Origin of the sequence: Methyloversatilis sp. XJ19-49 (genome assembly GCF_024580145.1) — a bacterium.
Classification (GTDB): Bacteria; Pseudomonadota; Gammaproteobacteria; order Burkholderiales; family Rhodocyclaceae; genus Methyloversatilis.
On sequence record NZ_JANINI010000003.1, the window covers coordinates 224,628 to 248,858 of the forward strand.

General features: G+C 64.7%; 24 protein-coding genes and 1 tRNA gene. 18 read left to right on the top strand and 7 right to left on the bottom strand.

The window, feature by feature from the left end; genetic code table 11:
• The 9 genes from NMQ16_RS05535 to NMQ16_RS05575 all read left to right on the top strand — a co-directional run bounded on the left by NMQ16_RS05535 (position 1) and on the right by NMQ16_RS05575 (position 8,009).
• The gene (locus NMQ16_RS05535; RefSeq protein WP_257079516.1) at positions 1 to 375 is read left to right on the top strand and encodes a DUF2946 family protein; all 375 of its coding nucleotides are present in this window, start codon (positions 1 to 3) and stop codon (positions 373 to 375) included.
• A gap of 123 nt (positions 376 to 498) precedes the next feature.
• Positions 499 to 1,356: an FxDxF family PEP-CTERM protein gene (locus NMQ16_RS05540; protein WP_257079517.1), complete on the top strand. Its 858-nt coding sequence runs from the start codon at positions 499 to 501 to the stop codon at positions 1,354 to 1,356.
• A gap of 81 nt (positions 1,357 to 1,437) precedes the next feature.
• A complete protein-coding gene (locus NMQ16_RS05545; RefSeq protein WP_257079518.1) occupies positions 1,438 to 2,106 on the top strand; it encodes a PEP-CTERM sorting domain-containing protein in 669 nt (222 codons plus the stop codon).
• 55 nt (positions 2,107 to 2,161) lie between these two features.
• The gene (locus tag NMQ16_RS05550; RefSeq protein ID WP_257079519.1) at positions 2,162 to 4,177 is read left to right on the top strand and encodes a TonB-dependent receptor domain-containing protein; all 2,016 of its coding nucleotides are present in this window, start codon (positions 2,162 to 2,164) and stop codon (positions 4,175 to 4,177) included.
• Positions 4,178 to 4,652: 475 nt separating this feature from the next.
• Positions 4,653 to 5,372, top strand: coding sequence for a Crp/Fnr family transcriptional regulator (locus NMQ16_RS05555; protein ID WP_257079520.1), 720 nt, complete (start codon positions 4,653 to 4,655; stop codon positions 5,370 to 5,372).
• A 185-nt stretch (positions 5,373 to 5,557) separates the two neighbouring features.
• Complete coding sequence (locus NMQ16_RS05560; protein ID WP_306441692.1) at positions 5,558 to 5,722, top strand: hypothetical protein; 165 nt, start codon at positions 5,558 to 5,560, stop codon at positions 5,720 to 5,722.
• A gap of 333 nt (positions 5,723 to 6,055) precedes the next feature.
• Positions 6,056 to 6,202 carry a hypothetical protein gene (locus NMQ16_RS05565; RefSeq protein ID WP_257079521.1) on the top strand — a complete coding sequence of 49 codons (147 nt, stop codon included), beginning with the start codon at positions 6,056 to 6,058 and terminating at the stop codon, positions 6,200 to 6,202.
• An 88-nt stretch (positions 6,203 to 6,290) separates the two neighbouring features.
• A complete protein-coding gene (locus NMQ16_RS05570; protein WP_257079522.1) occupies positions 6,291 to 7,508 on the top strand; it encodes a phosphatidylserine/phosphatidylglycerophosphate/cardiolipin synthase family protein in 1,218 nt (405 codons plus the stop codon).
• A 261-nt stretch (positions 7,509 to 7,769) separates the two neighbouring features.
• The gene (locus NMQ16_RS05575) at positions 7,770 to 8,009 is read left to right on the top strand and encodes a hypothetical protein (protein ID WP_257079523.1); all 240 of its coding nucleotides are present in this window, start codon (positions 7,770 to 7,772) and stop codon (positions 8,007 to 8,009) included.
• Positions 8,010 to 8,392: 383 nt separating this feature from the next.
• On the opposite strand, the gene NMQ16_RS05580 is transcribed toward NMQ16_RS05575, so the two are convergent.
• The 3 genes from NMQ16_RS05580 to NMQ16_RS05590 form a co-directional block, all read right to left on the bottom strand.
• Positions 8,393 to 8,794 (bottom strand): response regulator, encoded by a 402-nt coding sequence (locus NMQ16_RS05580; protein ID WP_257079524.1) that lies wholly within the window; start codon positions 8,792 to 8,794, stop codon positions 8,393 to 8,395.
• A gap of 91 nt (positions 8,795 to 8,885) precedes the next feature.
• Entirely contained in the window at positions 8,886 to 9,524 is a 639-nt protein-coding gene (locus tag NMQ16_RS05585) for a response regulator transcription factor (RefSeq protein WP_257079525.1), read from the bottom strand.
• Positions 9,525 to 9,563: 39 nt separating this feature from the next.
• Entirely contained in the window at positions 9,564 to 9,725 is a 162-nt protein-coding gene (locus NMQ16_RS05590; RefSeq protein WP_083223920.1) for a DUF1328 domain-containing protein, read from the bottom strand.
• 122 nt (positions 9,726 to 9,847) lie between these two features.
• On the opposite strand from NMQ16_RS05590, the gene NMQ16_RS05595 reads away from it, so the two are divergent.
• A complete protein-coding gene (locus NMQ16_RS05595) occupies positions 9,848 to 11,317 on the top strand; it encodes a sensor histidine kinase (RefSeq protein ID WP_257079526.1) in 1,470 nt (489 codons plus the stop codon).
• Between the two features lie 21 nt (positions 11,318 to 11,338).
• Here NMQ16_RS05595 and proB read toward each other — a convergent pair whose 3' ends face one another.
• The 4 genes from proB to rplU form a co-directional block, all read right to left on the bottom strand.
• A complete protein-coding gene (gene proB / locus NMQ16_RS05600; RefSeq protein ID WP_257079527.1) occupies positions 11,339 to 12,454 on the bottom strand; it encodes a glutamate 5-kinase in 1,116 nt (371 codons plus the stop codon).
• Positions 12,438 to 13,529 (bottom strand): Obg family GTPase CgtA, encoded by a 1,092-nt coding sequence (gene cgtA, locus NMQ16_RS05605; RefSeq protein ID WP_257079528.1) that lies wholly within the window; start codon positions 13,527 to 13,529, stop codon positions 12,438 to 12,440. The genes proB and cgtA overlap by 17 nt, the downstream gene beginning before the upstream one ends.
• A gap of 132 nt (positions 13,530 to 13,661) precedes the next feature.
• Positions 13,662 to 13,925 (bottom strand): 50S ribosomal protein L27, encoded by a 264-nt coding sequence (gene rpmA, locus NMQ16_RS05610; RefSeq protein ID WP_257079529.1) that lies wholly within the window; start codon positions 13,923 to 13,925, stop codon positions 13,662 to 13,664.
• A gap of 50 nt (positions 13,926 to 13,975) precedes the next feature.
• Positions 13,976 to 14,287, bottom strand: a complete 312-nt coding sequence (rplU, locus tag NMQ16_RS05615; RefSeq protein WP_069038061.1) for a 50S ribosomal protein L21 — start codon at positions 14,285 to 14,287, stop codon at positions 13,976 to 13,978.
• Between the two features lie 181 nt (positions 14,288 to 14,468).
• Between rplU and NMQ16_RS05620 the strand changes: the two genes are divergently transcribed.
• From NMQ16_RS05620 to NMQ16_RS05655, 8 genes are all read left to right on the top strand, one after another.
• A complete protein-coding gene (locus NMQ16_RS05620) occupies positions 14,469 to 15,398 on the top strand; it encodes a polyprenyl synthetase family protein (RefSeq protein WP_257079632.1) in 930 nt (309 codons plus the stop codon).
• Between the two features lie 69 nt (positions 15,399 to 15,467).
• A tRNA-Pro gene (locus tag NMQ16_RS05625) sits at positions 15,468 to 15,544 on the top strand.
• A 240-nt stretch (positions 15,545 to 15,784) separates the two neighbouring features.
• On the top strand, positions 15,785 to 16,027 hold the full coding sequence (locus NMQ16_RS05630) for a PP0621 family protein (protein ID WP_257079530.1): 243 nt from the start codon (positions 15,785 to 15,787) through the stop codon (positions 16,025 to 16,027).
• Positions 16,005 to 17,636 (top strand): PAS domain-containing sensor histidine kinase, encoded by a 1,632-nt coding sequence (locus NMQ16_RS05635; protein WP_257079531.1) that lies wholly within the window; start codon positions 16,005 to 16,007, stop codon positions 17,634 to 17,636. Before NMQ16_RS05630 ends, NMQ16_RS05635 begins: the two co-directional genes overlap by 23 nt.
• Positions 17,606 to 18,955 carry a sigma-54 dependent transcriptional regulator gene (locus NMQ16_RS05640; RefSeq protein ID WP_257079532.1) on the top strand — a complete coding sequence of 450 codons (1,350 nt, stop codon included), beginning with the start codon at positions 17,606 to 17,608 and terminating at the stop codon, positions 18,953 to 18,955. The genes NMQ16_RS05635 and NMQ16_RS05640 overlap by 31 nt, the downstream gene beginning before the upstream one ends.
• Before the next feature lie 303 nt (positions 18,956 to 19,258).
• Entirely contained in the window at positions 19,259 to 19,804 is a 546-nt protein-coding gene (ampD, locus tag NMQ16_RS05645; protein ID WP_257079533.1) for a 1,6-anhydro-N-acetylmuramyl-L-alanine amidase AmpD, read from the top strand.
• A 179-nt stretch (positions 19,805 to 19,983) separates the two neighbouring features.
• The gene (locus NMQ16_RS05650) at positions 19,984 to 22,836 is read left to right on the top strand and encodes a ribonucleoside-diphosphate reductase subunit alpha (protein WP_257079534.1); all 2,853 of its coding nucleotides are present in this window, start codon (positions 19,984 to 19,986) and stop codon (positions 22,834 to 22,836) included.
• A 144-nt stretch (positions 22,837 to 22,980) separates the two neighbouring features.
• The gene (locus tag NMQ16_RS05655) at positions 22,981 to 24,231 is read left to right on the top strand and encodes a ribonucleotide-diphosphate reductase subunit beta (RefSeq protein ID WP_373566760.1); all 1,251 of its coding nucleotides are present in this window, start codon (positions 22,981 to 22,983) and stop codon (positions 24,229 to 24,231) included.

Genomic DNA, 24,231 nt, shown 5'->3' on the forward strand with positions numbered 1-24,231 from the left:
GTGAGCCGATACGCGCGCCCTCCCTGCACCGCACGCCGGCTCAAGCTGGCGTGGGGACTGCTGTGCGTGTTCGTCCTGCAGTTTTTCATGGCGTCGCTGGGTGGCGCCGTTCGCGTCGCCACGCCATTCGACGAAATCTGCAGCGTGTCGGCAGCGGGCGCCGGCGACATCCGGGGCGGCTCGGGCAACACGGTGTCGCACGGACAGCATTGCGCGCTGTGCGTCTCGGCTGTCGCGCTGTCGCCTCCACTGCTTCCATTTCCGCTCACCCGATCAGGCCGGTCCGACGCGCCGATCACGCGCGCCATCGATACCGGGCACCGGATCGAAACCGGTGCGCACTGGCAGCCGCGCGCGCCCCCACCGCTCTCCTGATTCACCTGCCAAATCGTCCGGCACCGACCTCCGGCTACTGCCTGAGGATGGATGTCGTGCGCTTCCGTGCGCTGAAGCCAGCACTGCGCAGCGCACCTGGAATCATCAAGGAGAGTACTTTTCATGAAGAACAGAATCATCGTGGCCGCGCTCGCCGGTCTGTTTTCCGGTTCGGCCTTCGCCCATGTCAGCTACAGCACGCGCGACTTCCTCGCCAATGGCGTGCAGGCGGGCAAGACCTGGACGCTGTCGAACCAGCGCGTCACGTCTGATTTCGGCTGGGCCGATGGCGCCGATGCCGACTGGGGTGACAGCCACCGCCTGCGCTGGGCGAAGTTCACGCTCACCGAAGCATCGGTCGTCACGCTGACGGTCAGCGCCGCGAGCTTCGACTACCTCAGCGGCGGCAATACGCTGACCGCCCTGGGTGACCTGATCCCGGGCTTTTCGCTGTACAGCGGACTGGCACCGGCAGCGGCCTTCGAAGGCGGCGACCATCCGGACTACCTCGCCAATCATCCGGGCTTCCTGCCCACGCTGAATCCGAACTACCTCGGCGCCGGCATCACCGGGACGCGTGAAGGCGCTTTCAACGCCAGCGGCGATTTCTGGCTCGGCAACAAACTGGCCGAAGTGGGTGCGTCAGGCTGGGCGTCGGCCCGGCTGGGCTATATCGGTCAGGCCGTGGATGGCGCCGGCGTCGACGTCAACGGTGACAAGGTGATCGACATCACCGGCGACGGCAGCGCCGACGGCACCGTCTCGGCCAGTTTCACGCTGGCCGCCGGCAGCTACAGCCTGATCGTGGGCGGCGCGCGCTATGCCAGCCCGTACATCGACTTCGACGCCGGTACGGCGCAGCGTGGCTTTTCCGCAGCGCTGTCGGTCACCGCCGTGCCCGAGCCCGAAGGCTGGGCGCTGATGCTCGCCGGCCTCGGCCTGATCGGGCTGATCGCGCGCCGCCGCGCCGCGCTTATCTGAGTGGATGCGCACTGTCGGTTCAAGCATGCGGATCGGGCTGACCGATCCGCCTCATACATTCGAACGAAAGGAATACCCATCATGAGAAATGCACTTTCACGCAGTTTCGTCGCAGTCGTCCTCACCGCCGCTGCATTCGCGCCCTCGGCCGCGCGTGCGCACGCCAGTTTCGAAGACCATGCCGTCACCGTCCAGTACGGTCTCGATCTCGGTCTCGGCGCGGGCTTCCAGGCGCTGCAGACCTTCGTGGTCAGCGTCAGCAATTCCGTCGAAATACCGAAGATCAGCCTCAATTCAGCCGGTACGTCTTCGTGGAGCGTTGACATCTTCGACAGCGGTCTGGCTTTCACTTACACCGGCAGCATCGATTTCATGAATTTCGGTTCGCCCGAATTCATCGGCTTTCGCGTGTTCGACGCCGCCAACGTGCTCGAACCGATCGAATCCGCCACGATCAGCAACACCAGCTACTTCAGTGGCCAGAGCGGCAACCTGATCGAGGGGTTCGAGCCGTCGCTGCATTTTTCGCATGACGAAAACAGCCTCTGGCTGAATCTGAACGGGTCGATGTATCACCACGTCGCAATGCCCGGCATGGGTGACCCGTTGCGCAACCAGATCCGCGTCGCCGTGGCTTTCGAACATGAAGTGAGCCCCCCGCCGGTCCCGGAACCCCAGACCTGGGCGCTGCTGCTGGGCGGTCTCGGCCTGACGGCTTTCGCGGCGCGCCGCGCGGCCCGACGCTGCTGATGAAGATGCCGCCCGCCGCTGCGCCCGTCGGTGTGCCGGCGGGCGGCCCCTATCGATGACATCCAAGCTTTCCATCCGGACGCGCGGCCTGTTCCTTTTGCTGTGGTCGACCGCTGCCGCCGCAGAGCCGGTTGTGCCGACTGTCAGCATTACTGCCGCGCGCAGCAATGGCGCGCCCGACACCGTGGTCGACCTGCGTGAAGTGCCGCGTTCGCACAGCGATGCGTCGGAGCTGCTGCGCGACATCACCGGCTTCAACATCAGCCGGGTCGGCGGCACGGCCGGCAGCGCCTTCCTGCGCGGACTGGGCGGCGCGCGTCTGCCCATCGTCGTGAACGATGCCGTTGCGGATGCCGCCTGCAATCACGGCATGGACCCGGCGACCTCCTATCTGCAGCCCGACAGCTATGACGTGCTGACCGTGGTCAAGGGACCGAATACCGTGCAGTTCGGCCCGGCGCTGTCCGGCCAGATACGCGTGCAGCGCCTGCCGCCCGAGCCCGCGCAGGGCAGCCGGCTGCGGGCGGCTGTCGGTCGCAGCGGTTTCGACCGGCTTGACCTGTCTGCCGAATACAGCTGGTCGGGCGAGCAGTTCTGGTTGCGGGCCGGTGCCGTACGCAACGATTCCGATGATTACCGCGATGGCGCGGGACGCCGCTTCCAGTCCTTTTACTCGAGGCATTCGACAACGCTTGCCGCCGGTGCGCGGCTTGGCCCGGACACCGACGTCGAAGTCGACATCGAGAATGGTGACGCAATCGCCGGCTTTCCGGCGTTTCACATGGATGGCACGCGCTTCAAGCGCTCGGTCTGGGGCGCGAAACTTACGCATCGCAGACCCGGCCGGACGCTGTCGGCGCTGGAATTTTCGGTGCGCTGGCAGCACGTGAATCATCTGATGGACGATTACACCTATCGCCCGATCAAGCCGGTCGAACTGGTGCCCGGCTTTCTCGATCAGTTTCCGACGCTGCTGATGCGCCAGGATTACACCGGCCGCACGGCCCGCCTGAGTGCGCGCTTCGACCTTGATCCGGTCACCGATGTGCTGGCGGGCGCCGATCTGCGCGACGACGAGCATGAAGGTGACAACTTCCGCACCACCCGCATCTGTTTCACCGGCACCGACAACTGTCCGCTGTCGACCGCTTCGCTGACCTCGTTCTACAGCCTCGACGCGCGCTCGCAGGGTGCGTTCGCCGAAGCGACCCATCGTCGCGACACCGTCACGCTGCGTGCCGGCCTGCGCGTCGATCGTCTGCACACGCAGGCGGGTGAGCTGCGCAACTTCCTCGGCACCCAGCTGTTGCCGGGCAGTGGCGAGGAACGCACCGAAACGCTGCGTTCCGGCTTCATGCGGCTGCAGTGGCAGATCGATCCGTCGCTCGACGGCTTCATCGCCTTCGGTGTCGCACAGCGCGCCGCCTCCAATCTCGAGCGGGCAAGCTTCGCCGCCTTCCGCATCGACGCCGAAACCAACCGCGAAATCAACGCCGGGATGAACTGGCGCGCCGGCGACACACATGTCGCCTTGAACGCCTTCCACAGCCGGATCGGCGATTTCATCCTGGCAGAGCAGGGCATCACCGCGCGCAATGTGGAAGCGCGTCGCGTCGGTGCCGAGCTGGACGCGCGACTGCGGGTTGTCGGTGATCTGCATGCGGTGGGTTCCGTGGCATGGACGCGGGCCGACAACCTCACGCAGGACGTTCCGCTCGCCCAGACCTCGCCGGCGGAGATGCGACTCGGACTCGAATACCTGCGCCCCACGTTCAGCGTGAGCGGCGGTGTCCGGCTGGTGCAGCGGCAGGACCGCGTCCATGTGGGCTTCGGCAATGCGCTCGGTACCGACCTCGGAGAGACGCCGGGCTTTGCCACGGTGCGCGTGATGCTGAGCTGGCAGGCGATGCAGGGAATCGTGCTGAGCGCCGGTGTCGACAACCTGTTCGACCGCGCCTACGCCGAACACATCAGCCGCACCGGTGGCTTTCAGCCGGCCGGGCTGGTGCTGACCGAAAGGGTTAACGAGCCGGGGCGGCTGGCGTGGCTGCGTGCGCGCGTCGACTTCTGAGCGGTGAGCGGTGGGTGGTTTGGTGCAGTTCGGCAGGTCGACGAAAGACGAGCGACGCGCGTGCGACGCGTTGCCCGACGCTCAGGTCCGAGCCGCATGCAGAGACCGGAAGGGCGTAAGCGCACAGCGGGAAAAAAATGGGACATACCCGGTGCTCTTCACAAGTTCTGCGCCGGGTCCATCGTGCCTGAATGCCGTGTGGAAGGTGCTGCCGCCGGGGCTTCCTTCAGCAACGGCGCGCGTTGAGTGGTTGAACAAGTGGCTGATCCGGTTTCTCGAACCCTTGAACACGCCGCTTTGGTTGTGTAATCGGCAGCGGTACTGACACATGGAAATCGGGCGGAGCACCGGTCAGGTCGGCAATTACCTATGTTCGGTATCGAACAGTCATAACTGCAGCGTTTCGGGATAGTTCGCGGGGTAAGTCCGACGAGTAAGTCATGTCTTGCAGGACGCCACTCTGGAGGATCGAGAAATGTTCGCACTTGACTACGTGCATGAGAACCAATTGCTGGCCTCTCTGCCCGATGAAGAATTACAGCTGTTGTCGCCGCATCTCGATTGGGTGGACTTGCCATTGGGCAAGGTCATCCACGAGTCTGGAATGCAGCGGAAATTCGTCTATTTCCCGACCAGCGCCATCGTCTCTTTGCTCTACACGACGGAAGGCGGCGCGTCGTCGGAGATCGCGGTCGTGGGCCGTGAAGGCGCGGTGGGGATCTGCGTCTTCCTGGGGGGCGCATCCATGCCCATCCGCGACGAGGTCTGCAGCGCAGGCAGCGGCTACCGGCTTCGCGCAGATGCCGTCAATGCCGCATTCGAACGCTCCGGCCGCGTCCAGTACCTGATGCTTTGCTACACGCAGGCCCTGCTCACCCAGATAAGCCACACGGCAATGTGCAACCGCTACCATTCGGTGGACCAGCTCCTTTGTCGCTGGCTGCTGCAAAGCCTGGACCGCCAGCACGGCAACGAGTTATTGATGACTCAGGAATTGATTGCCAACATGCTGGGCGTGCGCCGGGAGGGTGTGACCGAAGCGGCGCTCAGGCTGCAGGCCGCCGGCATCATCCACTACGCACGCGGCCATATCTGGGTGCTGGACCGCGCCGGTCTTGAAGCCCACGCATGCGACTGCTATCGCGTGGTGAAGCGCGAATACGATCGCCTTCTGCCCGCCGTCCAGGCGGCCTGATTGTTTCAGGGTTTCTTCGCTGGCATGCGTTGGCAGTTCCCAGTGCGCATCAGTGTTATGACGAAAAAATATATGGGTATGGTGTTTTTGCATCTTTGCGCACCGGGTGTTGTGATCGAAACAATGCATGCAGCTCGACCGGCGCGGGATTGCCGGCTGCAGCTTGAGCCACAGCACCCCGATCGATGACGGAAGAAACGTACTTGCTGCAGGCTGGCGGCATCATTCAATACGCGCGCGGCCACATCCGGGTGCTGGACCGTCCGGCGCTCGAGCACCGCGCCTGCGAGCGCTATCGCGTGGTGAAGCAGGAATACGATCGCCTGCTGTCCGCCGTCGAAGCGATTTGATCTTTTCGAGGTTTGGTTCGCTGGCAGACGGTGGCAGCTCGCCCTGTGCATCAGAGTGATGCCGGGATCCCCGGGCGTGTTTGTTTGACCCGCATGCGTACGCACCGGGCAGCGCCTCCTGTCGTCAGACATCGTGACGAACACCGACAGCCGCTTCGTCGAATACCCGTCAGACGGGGTTCTGCTACGCGTTCCACAGCGCCCGGACCCGGGTTGCGCGTTCCGCGGTTCGACTTCCCGGGGCGTTCCCGATACGGACAACATCAGTCCGGCGCTTGCCGCGACAGCCGAAGGACCCAGATGGCGAACCCCTGGCTGAAAAAGAAACCTGTCATGAGCCTGTGGCTGAGCACGGTGAATCGCGTCGCAGGCACCTTGCGCGGACACGCGACTGCACAGGCCCGGCGACGGGTGAAGGCGGCGACTGCCGACGCGCTTGCGCCGACCGCGCCGAAAGCCAAACCCGGGCGCAAGCGCTGACCCGCCGGTCAGCCGCAGACAGATGCGTCACATGCCCCGCCGGATTTTCACCGCTGTTGTCTTGGCCGGCCTGTGCGGGATCGCCGGCTTGCTGATCGCAAACTTCGTCGGTGGCGAAACGAAGATAGAGCGCCGCATCGAACGTCTGTACGCGCTCGACGATCCCCGATTCGTGCACGAACTCGGCGTGTTGCTCGGACCGCCCTTTGTGCAGGGAACAAAGGTGCGCGCGCTACTCAATGGCGACGAAATCTTTCCGCCAATGCTGGCCGCGATCCGCGGCGCACGCGTATCCATCACCTTCGAGACTTACATCTACTGGTCGGGCGCGATCGGCCGCGAGTTTGCCGAAGCGCTGGCCGAGCGCGCGCGCAGTGGTGTGAAGGTTCATGTGCTGCTTGACTGGGTCGGCAGCGCGAAGATGGACGACAGCCTGATGGCCGTGATGGAGCAGGCCGGAGTTCAGGTCAGGCGGTTTCATCCACTGCACTGGTCGCATCTCGGGCGCATGAACAACCGGACGCACCGCAAGTTGCTGGTCGTCGACGGCCGCATCGGCTTCACGGGCGGCGTGGGCATCGCGCCACAATGGACCGGCCGTGCGCAGGATCCCGGGCACTGGCGCGACACGCATTTTGAAGTCGAAGGTCCCGTGGTGGCGCAGATGCAGTCGATCTTCATCGACAACTGGATCAAGGTCACCGGCGACGTCCTGCACGGATCCGACTACTTCCCGGCGCTGACACCCGCGGGCGCCGTATCGGCGCAGATGTTCAGCAGTTCGCCCAGCGGTGGCAGCGAAAGCATGCAGCTGATGTACCTGCTCGCCATCACCGCGGCATCGCGTTCCATCGATCTGTCTGCTGCGTACTTCGTGCCGGACGCGCTGACGCTGCAAGCGCTCGTCGAGGCATTGAAGCGTGGCGTCAGGCTACGCATCGTGGTGCCCGGCAAGCACATCGACAGCGACACCGTGCGCAGCGCGTCGCGGGCCACCTGGGGGCCGCTGCTCAAAGCCGGCGCAACCATCGCCGAGTACGCGCCGACGATGTATCACTGCAAGCTGATGATCGTCGACAGTCTGCTCACCTCGGTCGGTTCGACCAATTTCGACAACCGGTCGTTTCGCCTCAATGACGAAGCGACGCTCAACATCGTAGACAGCGCATTCGCCCGCGCCCAGACCGCTGCTTTCGAAACCGATCTCGCGCTGGCCCGACCCGTGACCTTCGCGCAGTGGGAAGCGCGGCCTGTACGCGAGAGGGCGGGCGAGTGGCTGGCGTCGGTCATCGGCACCCAGCTCTGACCATGTGGGCGGTCGCACAGACCTTTTCGAGCAGCGGGCCGAACATGATCCATCCGGCCACGGATTTACCGGGAACTGCCCGTGCAGGCTGTGTGCGTCGCGCAGCCTGCGCACGCCGCCGCTCGGAGAAGTCCAGGTGCATTCACGCAGCACCACCCCGGCAGTCAGCCGCACGCGGTTTCCCCTGTCCGATCATTGACCACCAGAACAAGGTTGCATATGCCGAGAAGCTCAAACACGAGACGTCCTGTCGGACGGCAGGTGGCCACGCCGCCGCGCACCACCCGAACCCATGCACCCGCGAGCGGCCTGGCGTTGCCGCACGAACGGGATGAGTCGCCCGACCCCATCGCCGTGGAGCCTGACCCTGTGATGGTCCAGGCCAAGCGCGACCTGGATGCCGGCATGGTCGACACCGACATGCATGCGTCGTCCGGCCTGGACGCGGAACGCCGTGCGCGCCTTGTGCCGGCATCGAAGACACGGGTCGGGAGGAAATGATTGACGTGTGAATTCTTGCCGGTGCAGCAGAGATACCCGGGCCCGATGCGGCTGCATTGCATGCGTCGTGCCTGCGCATGCGACCCACGACCGCTAATCGTCCACGACCACGCCGCGTCTGTATCCAGCTGCGCGCGTAAGCAGGCCTCCGCATGTGGCGCGCGAAGACAGGGTTTGCAGTCGAGCTTCGAGCATCCACCGCTGACGACTGAATGGGCCGAATGCGATGTCTTGATCCTTCAACTCAACCGGGCCGGGGCGCCCTGTGTCGGAGGCCCGATCCGTCCGGGAATTTCAGCCGGCCGGATGGGTGCGGACCGAAGAGTGAGTCAGCCCGGGGCCATCAGGATGATTGTGCGCCCGCCGCAACGCCCGTCCGACCGTCAGCGCAGGGCTTCGAGCAGTTCGGCCACGCGGTCGAATTCGCTCGATTTGTCCAGGAAGTGATGGGCGCCGAGCGCCAGGCTGCGTGCGCGCATGGCGGGCGTGTTGCTGTTGGTGAGTACGACCGCGAGCAAGTCGGGGTAGTGGTGCTTCAGATGCTGCAGCACACCGAATCCGCTGCCTTCCCGCAGTTGCAGATCAACCACGGCGGCATCGAAGCTGTTGCTGTCGAGCGCGGCGATTGCCGCCCCCTCGGTGTCCACTTCGTCGCTCACGCTGATTCCCTCGCTGTCTTCAAGCAGAGCAACCAGATGCTTGCGGATAAGCGGAGAATCTTCGACCAGCAGCACCCGGATCGGGCGCTGCCGTGCGGCTTCGGAGGGAGAGCGGGGCCATTCCACGGCGGTGTCGTACGTCAGGGGGCAAGGCCCGGGAGCGCGAGTTTCGCATGAACGCTCCCGGTGAACTGTAGGTCGGGGCCGACAGACGCCCTCACTCTATCAATCCATTCTTGAGTGCGTAGTACGTCAGTTCGGCATTGCTCTTCAGATTCAGTTTGGTCAGCAGGCGGCTGCGATAGGTGCTGACGCTCTTGACGCTGATGAACAGTTCTTCGGCGATTTCGGTGACCGACTTGCCGGTGGCCAGTTTGTGCAGAACCTGGAACTCGCGCTCCGACAGCTGCTGATGCGCTGGCGCATCGTTGTCGCCATTGAGCCGCTGCGTCAGAAGGTCGGCCACGACATCGCTGACGTAGCGACGGCCGCGCAGCACCGTGCGGATGGCGGTCAGGATGTCGTCCACGTCGGCATCCTTGCGGATGTAGCCATTGGCGCCGGCCCGCAGCATGTTCAGCGCGTATTGTTCTTCTGCGTAGGCACTGATGATGAGTACCGGCAGGTCGGCACGATGGGTACGCAGCAGGCGCAGCGTATCCATGCCGTCACGATCGGGCATCGAAATGTCGAGCAGCAGCACATCGAAGTCCTGCTGGCGCAGCAGGGTCAGCGTTTCCGCGCTGGTTGCCGCTTCCGCGCAGACCTCGAGATCGGCTTCGCCATTGATGAGCTGGCGCAGGCCGTTGCGGACGATCTGGTGATCGTCCGCGAGCAGGATGCGTCGTTTGTTCATGGTCGGTTTCCTTCAGTGGGTGCTGCAGGCTGCAGACGCTCAGCGTCTGAACAGCCCGAGTACGAAGGATGCCAGCGTCAGCGCCAGAAAGACGAAAAACAGTATTTTTGCTATACCCGCTGCACTGGCGGCAATCCCGCCGAAACCGAACAGGGCGGCAATGAGGGCAACGATGAAGAATATAAGGGCATAGTGCAGCATGGCAGCCTCCTCGGTGAATGGACCACTTTTCTTGCCCGACGCCTGCGTCGGAGCTCATGGGTTGACGATAGGGCCTCGCCTTGCCGTCAGCTGTCGTCCGCGTTATCGGCAGGGCGTCGGATATGTCTGACGTCGAGCGCCGTACGACAACCGGCTCGGAGCGTCGCCGCGTCATCACCGAAGGCCTGTCGCGGGCGGCGCGCAAGGCGGAGTCGGCGACCGGCGGTGCCGAGCGGCTGACCGACAGCGTACTGATGCGGCTGGCGCGCTTCCGCTGGGGCGCCCTGCTGGTCGTCGCGGTGGGCATCGCCTTCACGGTGATCTCCGAAACCACCTTCCAGTCGATGCAGCGTGCGCGTGAGGAAATCGATGCCTCGCGCCTGTCGCTCGCGGCACTGAACGATCTGGTGTTCGACAACGCGCAGGTCATGCTGACCGAAGCCCGCTATATAGAAGAGCCCTCCGTCGACCATCTTCAGCAGCACCTGATCGCGGCGCAGCGTCTGGCCAGTGCGGCGGACGAGGTGGTCGGCTGGGCGATGCGTCGCCAGATCGATCCGGAGCGGATCGCCCTCGTGCGCAGCGTCGGTGTTGCCGAAACAGAAGAACTCAAGCGATTGCGGGCGCTGCCGGCCAGTGCAAGTCCGGTCGAGGTGATGGATGTGTTCCTGCCGCCGGTGGTTGCGCAGGAGCCGCTGCGCGATGCGCTCGAACCATTGGTGAAGACCGAGCGCGCCTATCTGGAAGAGCAGATGGCGCTCCTGGGCGAGGAGATCGAACGTCAGCGCAGTGTGGCCATCGCAGTCGTCGCGATCGGCGTGCTGCTGCTCATCCTGCTGCTGCGCGCCTACTCGATGCGCAGTCAGGTCGAACTGGCCACGGCGAACAGGCTGCGCGAGGCGCGCGATGAGCTTGATGCACTGGTGCGCGTGCGTACCGAGGAGCTGTCGGAACTGGCGAGTCATCTGCAGACCGAAGCCGAGCGGCAGAAGTCGTCGCTGGCGCGCGAGCTGCATGACGAGCTCGGCTCCATTCTGACGGCCAGCCGGATGGAAGCGTCAATGCTGCTGCGCCGCGCGCGCAAGCAGGGCAGTCCGGACGTCGATTCTCTGGCCCGCGTGTGCGACATCCTGGAGCAGGGCGTGCAGATCAAGCGGCGCGTCATCGAAGGCCTGGTGCCGACGGTGCTGACGCATCTGGGCCTGCTGCCTGCACTCGAAGCGCTGGCCGATGAAAACCGCGCGTCGGCCCCCTTCGAGCTGGTGCTGCAGCTGCCCGACGAGCTTGAACTTGACCGCGACCGCGGGATCGCGATCTACCGCGTCGTGCAGGAGGCGCTGACCAATATCCGCAAGCACGCGCAGGCCAGCCGTGTGACGATCACGTTGTCGGTTGCGGAAGGGAAGATCGCGCTGGAAATCGTCGACGACGGCATCGGCATCGCCGTGGGATCACGCGGCAAGACCGGGTCGCACGGTCTGCTCGGCATGAAGTACCGCGCCGATGCGCTGGGAGGGAGTTTCCGCATAGGTCCCGCGCCGGGACATGGCACCCAGCTGTCGCTCAGTCTGCCGCTGCCACCCGGTGAGTGAGAGCACAGCGCACCAAAGCGTTCAGGCGAGCACCATGTTGTCGCGGTGGATCAGTTCTTCGGTGTCGATGTAGCCAAGCAGCGCCTCGATCTCCGACGAGGCGCGGCGTGCAATGCGGCGCGTCTCCGACGCCGAATAATTGATCAGCCCGCGCGCCAGTTCATTGCCCTGGGCATCGCGGCACGCCACGACGGCGCCGCGCTCGAACTGGCCCTGCACGTCGATCACACCCACCGGCAGCAGACTTCTGCCTTGACGCAGTGCGCGTGCGGCGCCTTCGTCGAGCGTGACCGTGCCGACCATCTGCAGATGATCGGCCAGCCACTGCTTGCGTGCAGCAAGCGGCGAACTGCCGGCCTTCAGATACGACCCCAGTGCTTCGCCGCGCACCAGCCTGAGCAGCACATCGGGTTCGCGGCCGCTGGCGATCACCGTATCGGCGCCGCTGCGCGCGGCGCGCCGTGCAGCGCGTACCTTGGTGATCATGCCGCCGCGCGAAATGCCGCTGCCGGCGCCACCGGCCATGGCTTCGAAGCGCGCGTCGTCGGCATCGCCCTCGCTGATCAGCGTGGCGGCCGGATCCTTGCGCGGGTCGGCGGTATAAAGTCCATTCTGGTCGGTCAGGATGATCAGGCAGTCGGCCTCGGTCAGATTGGCGACCAGCGCGCCCAGCGTATCGTTGTCGCCAAACTTGATTTCTTCGTAGACGACGGTGTCGTTCTCGTTGATGACCGGCACCACGCCCAGTTCCATCAGCGTGGACAGAGTCGAGCGGGCGTTCAGGTAGCGCGTGCGGTCGGCCAGGTCTTCGTGCGTCAGCAGTACCTGCGCGCACACCAGACCGTAGCCGGAGAAGGCTCCTTCGTAGGCCTGTGCCAGACCCATCTGGCCGACCGCGGCGGCAGCCTGCAATTCGTGCATCGCATGTGGCCGTGCGACCCAGCCCAGGCGTTGCATGCCGGCTGCGATGGCACCGGACGACACCAGCAGCACTTCGCGCCCCTCGGTACGCAATGCGGCAATCTGGCGCGCCCATTCCTGCAGTGCGCCGAGGTCCAGCCCGGCGCCGTTGTTGGTGACCAGCGCGCTGCCGACCTTGACGATCAGCCGTTTCGCTCGCTCAATTCGCGCTCTCATCGTCGCTCTCGTCGGCGGGTTCAGTGATGTCGCGATCGCGCACGTCAGGCTCCGGTTCGGGCGGCGGGCGCGTGGCTTCAACGTGGTCCATAACGGCGTAGCACAGGCCGTCGCAGCCGATGCGCGTAAGCGCCGAAATGGTGAAGACCCGCTCGGCGCCGAATGCGTCGACGAAAGCTTTCACGCGCGCTGCACGTTCGTCTTCGGGGATCAGGTCGAGCTTGTTCAGCACCAGCCAGCGCGGTTTCTGGTAAAGCGCATCGTCGTAACGGCGCAGTTCCTCGACGATGGCGCGCGCGTCATGCAGCGGGTCAGCCGCCTCGTCGAACGGTGCGATGTCGACCAGATGCAGAAGCAGGCGCGTGCGCTGCAGGTGACGAAGAAACTGGTGACCCAGGCCGGCGCCTTCCGCGGCACCTTCGATCAGGCCGGGAATGTCGGCCAGCACGAAACTGCGCGACTCATCGACCCGGACCACGCCGAGGTTCGGAGCCAGCGTGGTGAAGGGATAATCGGCCACCTTGGGTCGCGCCGCGGAAACAGCGCGGATGAAGGTCGACTTGCCGGCGTTCGGCATGCCGAGCAGACCGACATCGGCGAGCACCTTCAGCTCCAGCTTCAGTTCGCGCCGCTCGCCTTCCTCACCCGGCGTGGTCTGCTTGGGCGAGCGATTGGTGCTCGACTTGAAATGCAGATTGCCCAGACCGCCACGACCGCCCCTGGCGATCAGCGCACGCGCGCCGTCTCGGTCGAGGTCGGCGATGACCTGGCCGGTCGCCAGATCGGTGATCGTCGTGCCGACCGGCATGCGCAACTCGCGGTCTTCGCCGCCGCGGCCGTAACAGTCGGCACCTCGGCCGTTGGCACCGCTGTCGGCCTTGAACATGCGCGTGTAGCGGAAATCGATCAGCGTGTTCAGGTTGCGATCGGCGATGGCCCAGATACTGCCGCCGCGACCACCATCACCACCGTCGGGCCCGCCGAACGGAATGAATTTTTCGCGCCGGAACGAGGCAGAGCCATTTCCACCGTCACCGGCGATGACTTCTATCTTCGCTTCGTCAAAGAACTTCATTTCGCTTCACACCTGACTGGATCAATGCTGGATACAACGAGAACGCCGTCTCAGTGCACTACCGTGTTGTGCCAGCGGCACAAACAAAAAGCCCTGCCTCGGGGGCAGGGCCTCGGTTCCGTCAAGCCTGAATCAGGCTGCAGCCGGAACGATGGTCACTACGCGACGGCGGGTTGCGCCCTTGACGGAGAACTGTACAACGCCCTCGATCTTCGCGAACAGCGTGTGGTCCTTGCCCATGCCGACGTTGTCGCCCGGGTGGAATTCGGTGCCACGCTGACGAACGATGATGCTGCCTGCCGAAATCAGCTGACCGCCGTAGCTCTTGACGCCAAGACGCTTCGACTCTGAATCGCGACCGTTACGCGTACTGCCGCCGCCTTTTTTGTGTGCCATTTCATGCTCTCCTGAATACGCTCAGTGCGGCCAGCGCACTGTCAACACTCTCAGCCGTTGATGGCTTCGATGCGCAGCTCGGTGTAATTCTGACGATGCCCCTGATGCTTCTGGAAATGCTTGCGGCGGCGCATCTTGAAAATCGTCACCTTCTTGTGGCGCCCTTGTGTGAGCACCGTTGCACGAACGCTGGCACCGGCAACCAGGGGCGCACCGATCTTGACCGATTCGCCCTCGCCGACCATCAGAACCTGGTCGATCACGATTTCCGAGCCCACATCCGCAGGTATCTGTTCTACCTTGATTTTTTCGCCGCTGGCAACGCGATACTGCTTGCCACCGGTTTTTATGACCGCGTACATGTGTAACCCCAATAAGGTTTAAGGGAATCAATAAGTATATCCGAGCCCCAGCGTCAAAGTCAAAGGGGGGTGCATGCACCAACTTGACGGGCGGGCGTGCGCTGCTACCATCCGCGTTTTTCCGCGTCGGCCAGCTGCCTTGTCTTCCCTGAACCGTTTTTACAGCCTGATCGCCGACGACATGAGCCAGCTCGACGTGGTCATCCGCGAGCGGCTGCATTCCGAGGTCGTGCTCGTGCGTCAGGTGGCCGAGTACATCATCGGTGCAGGCGGCAAGCGGATGCGTCCGGCGCTGGTGCTGCTGACATCAGGCGCCTGCGGCTACACCGGTGCGCATCGCACCGAACTGGCGGCGGTCGTCGAATTCATCCACACGGCGACACTGCTGCACGACGACGTGGTCGACGAATCTGAATTGCGCCGCGGTGCCAAAACCGCCAATGCGCTGTTCGGTAATGCCGCGTCGGTGCTGGTTGGCGATTTCCTTTACTCGCGCGCCTTCCAGATGATGGTGGGCGTGGGGAGCATGCGGGTGCAGGCGGTGCTGGCCGAGGCCACCAATGTGATCGCTGAAGGCGAAGTGCTGCAATTGCTCAACTGCCACGACGCCGACGTCGACGAGCAGCGCTACCTGCAGGTCATTCGCTACAAGACGGCGAAGCTGTTCGAGGCGGCCAGCCGGCTGGGCGCGTTGCTGGCAGGTTCGACGCCCGAAGTCGAAGCGCGTTTTGCGCGCTTCGGCATGCACCTGGGCACCGCTTTCCAGCTGATCGACGACGTGCTCGATTATTCCGGCGACGAACAATCCATCGGCAAGAATCTCGGCGACGATCTGGCGGAAGGCAAACCTACGCTGCCATTGATCCACGTCATGAAGAACGGCACGCCGCCGCAGGTGGCCGCCGTGCGGCATGCGATCGAAGAGGGCGGGCGCGACGACTGGGCCGCCGTGCTCGAAGCGGTCGTTGCCAGCGGTGCGATCGATGCAGCACGCAGTCACGCACGTGCCGAAGCGGCGCTGGCAAGCGCTGCGCTGCAGGGTTTGCCGTCCAACGAATACATGCAGAGTCTGTTTGAGCTCGCAGCGTTTGCAGTTGAGCGCGAGTTCTAGCATAATGCGCGCCTCGTTGCCGCAGGGCGACGGAATAGCAGTGCTGCACGGGTTACCGGCCGTGCAGATCGGGGAATAGCTCAGCCTGGTAGAGCACTGCGTTCGGGACGCAGGGGCCGGAGGTTCGAATCCTCTTTCCCCGACCAAGAATCCCGCGAAAAAGCCACCTTCCGAGGTGGCTTTTTTGTTTCTCCCACAGCGACTTCGATATCAGCGCCCTGAAGTCGCAGGCCTCTGGCGGATTGCCGTGTCGATCACACGTTGCCCGGCGACCCGCTGGGGCTCGCGCAAATCGCGGCTGCGCCGTAAGCTTGGCGGGCGGTTCAGGCGACGCGGTTGTTGCGCGTTGCCGCGGCATCCGCCGAACCCGACCTTTTCGCGCAACGATGACCCGAATCCTCTTTTTTGCACTGCTGGCGCTGGTCGCCTGGCTGTGGTTCTTCAAGAAGACACGTAAACCCGATCCGGTCGAACGCAAGCCCGAGACGAAGGCGATCGAGCAGATCGTCCAGTGCGCGCACTGTGGCCTGCGCCTGCCGGAAGGCGAGGCGCTGTCTGCGGGCGAGCGACATTACTGTTCCATCGAGCACCGGGACGCGCATGCGGATGCGCACGACGACGGTCGCTGACCCAGCGGCGGCGGCCGACGACGACAGCGTCAGCCTGTCGTCCCTGACGCCGCTGCGTTACTTCAGCCTGTACCGGCTGCTGATGACGTCGGTGCTGCTGGCCATCGTGCTCGGCTTCGCCGGCGACATCAGCTTCGGCCGCTACAACGAAGTGTTGTTCTCGCGCACTGCGCTCGCGTACTGGGCTTTCGCGCTGGTGACCATGCTCGGCGCCGACCGCGTGCTGCCGACATCCGGCGGTCGGCTTACGCTGGGTGTGTTGGCCGACATCCTTTTTCTGACCCTGCTCACCTACGCAAGCGGCGGTGCGAGCAGCGGTCTGCCCTTCATGCACGTGGTTGTGCTCGCCTTTGCGGCGCTGGTCGGGCAGGGCCGGCTGGCGGTGTTCTACGCTGCGGTGGCCAGTATCGCCATGCTGTTCGAACAGTCGATACAGGCGATCACCACGGCCGATGACGCGACCACCTTCGTGCAGGTCGGCACCATCAGCATCGGCTTCTTCGCCACGGCCATCGCGGTGCGCCTGCTGGCCCGCCGCGTCATCGCCAACGAGTTGCTGGCGCGCGAGCGCGGGCGCGACCTGGCCGAGCAGATGCGGGTGAACGAGCGTGTCATCCGCGACATGGAAGATGGCGTGCTGGTGGTCGATCCCGATGGCCGCGTAAGGCAGGCCAATCCGCAGGCACGTCGACTGCTCGACCCCGCCATGCCGCGGCCGGTCACGCTGGCCGACTTCTCTCCCGCGCTCGACGACCTGCTGTCCGGAATCGCGTCGGCCGACCGCGAACGGGTCATGGTGCTCGACCTGCCGGCGCGCCCGGCGGCGGTGCGCGTGCGCTGCGTTCCGGCGGGCGAGCAGGGCGGTCACCTGGTGTTCATCGAGGATCTGGCGCGGCTGCGCGAACAGGCGCGCCAGATCAAGCTCGCCGCGCTCGGCCGGCTGACGGCCAGCATGGCGCATGAAATCCGCAATCCGCTCTCGGCCATCACGCAGGCGGCCGAATTGCTGCAGGAAGAGCGCCGCGCCGAAACGCAGGCGCGACTCACCCGCATCATCTGCGACAACAGCCTGCGGCTTGATCGCCTGGTCAGCGACGTGCTCGAACTCGGCCGTCGCGACCGGGCCGAACCCGAACTGCTCGATGTCGCCAGCTATGCACGCAGCTTCGTCGAAGAACTGGCGATGCGCGATGCATCGGTACGCAGCCGCGTGCGCATCGACGCACCGGCATCGGGCGCGATCTGGTTCGATCGCGGCCATCTGCATCAGGTGTTGTGGAATCTGGTGGTCAATGCGTTGCGCTACGCCAGCCAGGGTCTGGAATCCGTGCGCATCATCGTGCGCGGCGAAGACGACGCAACGCTGATCGAAGTGCTCGACGACGGCCCGGGCATCGACATCGCGGTGCGTACGCACCTGTTCGAGCCCTTCTTCACCACGCACAGCAAGGGCACCGGCCTCGGCCTCTACATCGCGCGCGAACTGTGCGAAGCCAACGGGGCGCGGCTGGACTTCGTGGATAATTCGCCGGGGGCGCACTTCCGCGTACGCGGCATGAACAGAAGCTGGGACGGTGCATGGAACGTCGGCGATCACAACGTGAGCTGAAAGTGCTGGTGGTCGACGACGAAGACGATCTGCGCGAGCTGATCGACATGTCGCTCGCCCGCATGGGCCTGCACGCCTCGCTCGCCGGCACCGTCGAACAGGCGCGCGACTTCCTCGCGCGCGAACAGTTTGCGCTGTGCCTGACCGACATGCGCCTGCCCGACGGCGAAGGCATGGATCTGGTGCGCCACATCGCGGAACACCATCGCGACCTGCCGGTGGCCGTCATCACCGCCTACGGCAGCATGGACAACGCCGTGGCCGCGCTGAAGGCGGGCGCCTTCGATTACCTCGCCAAGCCGGTGTCGATCGAACAGCTGCGCGCGCTGGTGCGCTCGGCGCTCGACCTGCCGGGCCGCAATGCCGCCTCGCCGGCACAGGGCGCCGACGCGCTGGTCGGCGACGCGCCGGCGCTGGTGCATGTGCGCGACATGATCACCAAACTGGCGCGCAGCAGTGCGCCGGTCAACATCCAGGGCGAATCGGGCAGCGGCAAGGAGCGCGCCGCCCGGCTCATCCACGAACTGGGTGCACGCCGTGCCGGGCAGTTCATCGCCGTCAATTGCGGCGCCATTCCCGAAACCCTGGTCGAGTCGGAATTCTTCGGCTACACCAAGGGTGCCTTCACGGGTGCGGATGCCGACCGCGAAGGCTATTTCCAGGCTGCGAAGGGCGGCACGCTGTTTCTCGACGAAGTCGGCGATCTGCCGCTTTCGATGCAGGTGAAGCTGCTGCGCGCAATCCAGGAAAAGTCGGTGCGCCGGGTCGGCGCGCGCAGCGAAGAGCCGACCGACATCCGGCTGATCAGCGCCACCCACCGCAATCTGAAGCAGATGGTCGATGACGGCCGCTTCCGGCAGGACCTGTTCTATCGCCTCAATGTGCTCGAACTGCGCATGCCCAGCCTGCGCGAATGCCGCGAATCCATTCCGCAGCTTGCGCAGACCCTGCTCGTGCGCATCGCCGCACCCGACAATGCGCACCCGGTCCTCACGCGCGCCGCGATCGACGCGCTGTGCGCCTACCCTTTCCCCGGCAATGTGCGCGAGCTCGAAAACGTGCTCGAGCGCGCCTATGCGCTGAGCGCCGACGCACAGATCGACGCCGCCGACCTCGGCCTGATGCCGGCCGCCGACGACGCTCCCGCCGACCTGGCCGGCGAATTGCCGCTGCAGGACTATCTCGACCGCATGGAACGCGCCGCCATCGAAGACGCCCTGCGCAAGACCCGCTACAACCGGACGGCCGCCGCCCGCCTGCTCGGCGTCACCTTCCGCTCGCTGCGCTACCGCCTGCAGCGGCTGGGCATCAATGAGTGACGGACGGGCAGCGGATGTGGAAGCGGCACCACCTGTGGGCGCTGTGATCGGCACCAGCTCCCTGTGGGAGCGGCCTGTGGGAGCGGCCTGTGGGAGCGGCGGCCCCGCCGCGATCGGTGCCGCGATAATCGTTGTGCAAAGTGCGTATCGCGGCGGGGCCGCCGCTCCCACAAGGCCCGTGCGGGCGGGATCGCAGCTCCCACAGGAACAGCACCCACCGGGGCAAGCCACCCAGGGAAATCTCCCGAAGCCGCGCTTGCGCGGCTTCGCGCCCGCGTCGGATGCACCAGAGGGCGCTGCGGCATGACTGACCACTTCATCGACGCCGACGGCTGGTGCGCAGCGGCGCGGCGGGTCGATTCTCCGAATCGCGATGCGCGGCCGGAAGATGCGCCGGTGTCGCTTGTCGTGCTGCACAGCATCAGCCTGCCGCCGGGCGATTTCGGCGGGCCGTGGATCGAACACCTGTTCACCAACCGGCTCGACCCATCGGCGCATCCCTACTTCGTTGATATCTCGGCGCTTCGGGTGTCATCGCACTTTGTGGTGCGGCGCAACGGCGAACTGCTGCAGTTCGTGTCCACCCTCGAGCGCGCCTGGCATGCGGGCGTATCGAGCTGGCAGGGGCGCAGCCGCTGCAACGATTTTTCGGTCGGCATCGAGTTCGAAGGCTGCAACGTGCTGCCCTTCGAAGCGGCCCAGTACGCGCGCGCCCGCGCGCTGATCGCAGCGCTGCGCCAGCGCCATCCGATTGCCGATGTCGTAGGTCATTCGGATGTGGCACCCGGTCGAAAGACCGACCCGGGCGCCTGTTTCGACTGGTCGGCGGTCGGTATCCCGCGCCCCTGAAGCGTTTCCGGCGGATTCGCCGCGGACGGAAAAAAGCGCTTGCGGTGTCCGGGTCGCATCACTACACTTAGTAGCTCAAACCGCTTGAACCACTATAGGTAGTGGTCGAAGAGCACACTTCCCCACCTCCAGATTCATTCCGCCGCAGCGTGGCTGCGGTTCTCCAGGGAGATGTACGCATGCAAATCACCGCCGAACACGGCAGCAACCGTTCACTGTCCGGCACGCCGGACCAGATCAGCCTCGAGTCGTCGGCCGCCGCGCACAGTGCGCACACCGATTACAAGATCATCCGCAGGAACGGTGCCGTGGTGGCGTTCGAGCCGGCCAAGATTTCCATCGCCATGACCAAGGCCTTCCTGGCCGTGAATGGCGGGCAGGGCGCGGCATCGGCGCGTGTGCGCGAACAGGTTGCCGCACTGACCGACGCGGTCGTCGGCGCGCTTCTGCGCCGCCTGCCGCACGGCGGCACCTTCCATATCGAAGACATCCAGGACCAGGTCGAACTGGCGCTGATGCGCTCGGCCGAGCACGACGTGGCCCGCGCCTATGTGCTCTATCGTGAAAAGCGTTCCGCCGAACGCGCGCAGAAGCAGCAGGCCGTTGAAGCATCGATCGAGCAGCCGGTGCTGCACGTGGTCGATGGCGACCGCCGCATGCCGCTCGACCGCGAAGCGCTGCGCACGCTGATCCAGGACAGTTGCGAAAACCTGGGTGACGTCGTGTCGGTCGCCACCATTTTCGACGCCACGCTGACCAACCTGTACGACGGCGTGCCGGTCGATGAAGTGCGCAAGTCGGCCATCCTGGCCGCGCGCTCGCTGATCGAGAACGACCCGGCCTACGGCTACGTCACCGCCCGCCTGCTGCTGCACACGATCCGCGCCGAAGTGCTCGGCGAAGAAACGTCGCAGGGCGCGATGGCCACCGCCTACGCGGACTACTTCCCGCGCTACATCAAGCTGGGCATCGAAGCCGAACTGCTCGACCCGAAGCTGGCGCAGTTCGACCTCGCCAAGCTGGGCGCCGCGCTCGACCACCGCAACGACCTGCGCTTCAACTACCTCGGCCTGCAGACGCTTTACGACCGCTACTTCCTGCACATCCGCGACCGCCGCATCGAACTGCCGCAGGTGTTCTTCATGCGCGTCGCCATGGGCCTCGCGATGAACGAAATCAACCGCGAAGCGCGTGCGATCGAGTTCTATCAGCTGCTGGCCAGCTTCGACTTCATGAGCTCGACGCCGACGCTGTTCAACAGCGCCACGCTGCGCCCGCAACTGTCGTCGTGCTACCTCACGACGGTGGCGGATGACCTCGACGGCATCTTCGAGGCGATCAAGGAGAACGCGCTGCTGGCCAAGTTCGCCGGCGGTCTGGGCAACGACTGGACGCCGGTGCGCGCGCTGGGCTCGCACATCAAGGGCACCAACGGCAAGAGCCAGGGCGTCGTGCCCTTCCTGAAGGTGGTCAATGACACCGCCGTCGCAGTGAATCAGGGCGGCAAGCGCAAGGGCGCGGTGTGCGCCTATCTGGAAAGCTGGCACCTCGACATCGAGGAATTCCTCGAACTGCGCAAGAACACCGGCGATGACCGCCGTCGCACGCACGACATGAACACCGCGAACTGGATTCCCGATCTGTTCATGCGCCGCGTGATGGAAAACGCCGAATGGACGCTGTTCTCGCCGTCCGACTGCCCCGATCTGCACGACCTGTTCGGCCGCGCCTTCGAAGCCGCCTACACCCGCTACGAAGAGAAGGCCGCGCGCGGCGAAATCCGTGTGTTCAAGAAGATGCCGGCGGTCGCGCTATGGCGCAAGATGCTGTCGATGCTGTTCGAAACCGGCCACCCGTGGATCACTTTCAAGGATCCGTGCAACCTGCGCTCGCCGCAGCAGCATGTCGGCGTGGTGCACAGCTCGAATCTCTGCACCGAAATCACGCTGAACACCTCCGACACCGAAATCGCCGTGTGCAATCTCGGTTCGGTCAATCTGGTCGCCCACCTGAAGGACGACGGCCAGGGCAACAAGGTGCTCGACCACGACAAGCTGCGCAAGACCATCCGCACCGCGATGCGCATGCTCGACAACGTCATCGACATCAATTACTACTCGGTCGGCAAGGCGCGCAATTCGAACCTGAAGCACCGCCCGGTCGGCATGGGGCTGATGGGCTTCCAGGAAGCGCTGCACGAACTGCGCACGCCGTACGCCTCCGACGACGCGGTCGAATTCGCCGACCGTTCGATGGAAGCCGTCGCCTACTACGCCTACTGGGCCTCGACCGAACTGGCCGAAGAGCGCGGCCGCTACGCCAGCTACAAGGGCAGCCTGTGGGACCGCGGCATCCTGCCGCACGACTCGCTCGACATCCTGGCCGAAGAGCGCGGCGGCTACCTCGAAGTCGACCGTTCGGTCACGATGGACTGGAGCGCGCTGCGCAGCCGCATCGCCAACTACGGCATGCGCAATTCCAACTGCCTCGCCATCGCGCCGACCGCCACCATTTCGAACATCATCGGCGTCGACGCCAGCATCGAGCCGACCTACCAGAACCTGTTCGTCAAATCGAACCTGTCGGGCGAATTCACCGTGGTGAATGAGCACCTGGTGCGCGACCTGAAGAAGATGGGCCTGTGGGACGAAGTGATGGTCGCCGACCTGAAGTATTTCGACGGCTCGCTGTCGCGCATCGACCGCATTCCGGCCGATTTGCGCAGCCTGTACGCCACCGCCTTCGAAGTCGAGCCGAAATGGCTGGTCGAAGCCGCGTCGCGCCGCCAGAAGTGGATCGACCAGGCGCAGAGCCTGAACATCTACATGGCCGGCGCCTCGGGCAAGAAGCTCGACGAAACCTACAAGCTGGCCTGGCTGCGCGGCCTGAAAACCACGTATTACCTGCGCGCCATGGGCGCCACGCACGCCGAGAAGTCGACCGGCCGCGGCGGCGAGCTCAATGCCGTGCCGAGCGAAGCCGAACCCAAGTTCTGCGCCATCGACGACCCGACCTGCGAAGCCTGCCAGTAAGCCGGCTGCGCCGCCGCCCTGAACCCTGCACGCGCAGGGCAGGGCGGCGTCAGGTCCGACCGCACGCTGACTGAACGCAAACCGAATACAACCGAATCAACCAGAACCCGGTCGCTCCACGCACCGCCCACGGAGAGAACACCCATGCTGAGTTTTGAAGACGACCTGCCCGTGAACACCCCGCAACCCGGCCTCGGCCTGCGCACCGCCACCGCCGAGCCGGCTGCCGGCTTCGCCACGCGCGCCGGCGCAGCCCCTGTGGGAGCGGCGGCCCGCCGCGATATGTATGCGGACCCCCTTCCGATCACGGCCCCGATCGCCGAACTGCCGATCGCGCCGCGCGCCCCCGCGCCGGCCTCGACCGAATCCACCCGGATGCGCCGCATCCGCGCCGAAGACAAGCGCGTCATCAACGGCGGCACCGACGTGAACCAGCTCGTGCCGTTCAAGTACAAGTGGGCGTGGGACAAATACCTGTCCGGCTGCGCCAACCACTGGATGCCGCAGGAAGTGAACATGCAGCGCGACATCGAGCTGTGGAAGACGCCCAACGGCCTGACCGACGACGAGCGCCGCCTCATCAAGCGCAACCTCGGCTTCTTCGTCACCGCCGATTCGCTGGCCGCCAACAACATCGTGCTCGGCACCTACCGCCACATCACGGCGCCCGAGTGCCGCCAGTACCTGCTGCGCCAGGCCTTCGAAGAGGCCATCCACACGCACGCCTACCAGTACATCGTCGAGTCGCTCGGCCTGGACGAAGGCGAAGTGTTCAACGCCTATCACGAAGTGCAGTCGATCCGCGACAAGGACGAGTTCCTGATCCCGTTCATCGACGTGCTGACCAACCCGATGTTCAAGACCGGCACGCCCGAAACCGACCAACAGCTGCTGAAAAGCCTGATCGTGTTCGCCTGTCTGATGGAAGGCCTGTTCTTCTACGTCGGCTTCGTGCAGATCCTCGCCCTGGGCCGTCAGAACAAGATGACCGGTGCTGCCGAGCAGTACCAGTACATCCTGCGCGACGAGTCCATGCACTGCAATTTCGGCATCGACCTGATCAACCAGATCAAGCTCGAAAACCCGCACCTCTGGACCGTCGAATTCCGCGAAGAGCTCAAGACCCTGTTCCGCAAGGCCGTCGAGCTCGAATACCGCTACGCCGAAGACACCATGCCGCGTGGCGTGCTCGGCCTGAATTCAGCCATGTTCAAGGAATACCTCCGCTTCATCGCCAACCGCCGGGCGCAGCAGATCGGGCTCGACGTGCTGTATCCGGGGGCGGAAAACCCGTTCCCTTGGATGAGTGAAATGATTGATCTGAAGAAGGAAAGGAATTTCTTCGAGACCCGGGTGATTGAGTATCAGACGGGTGGGGCGTTGAGTTGGGATTGA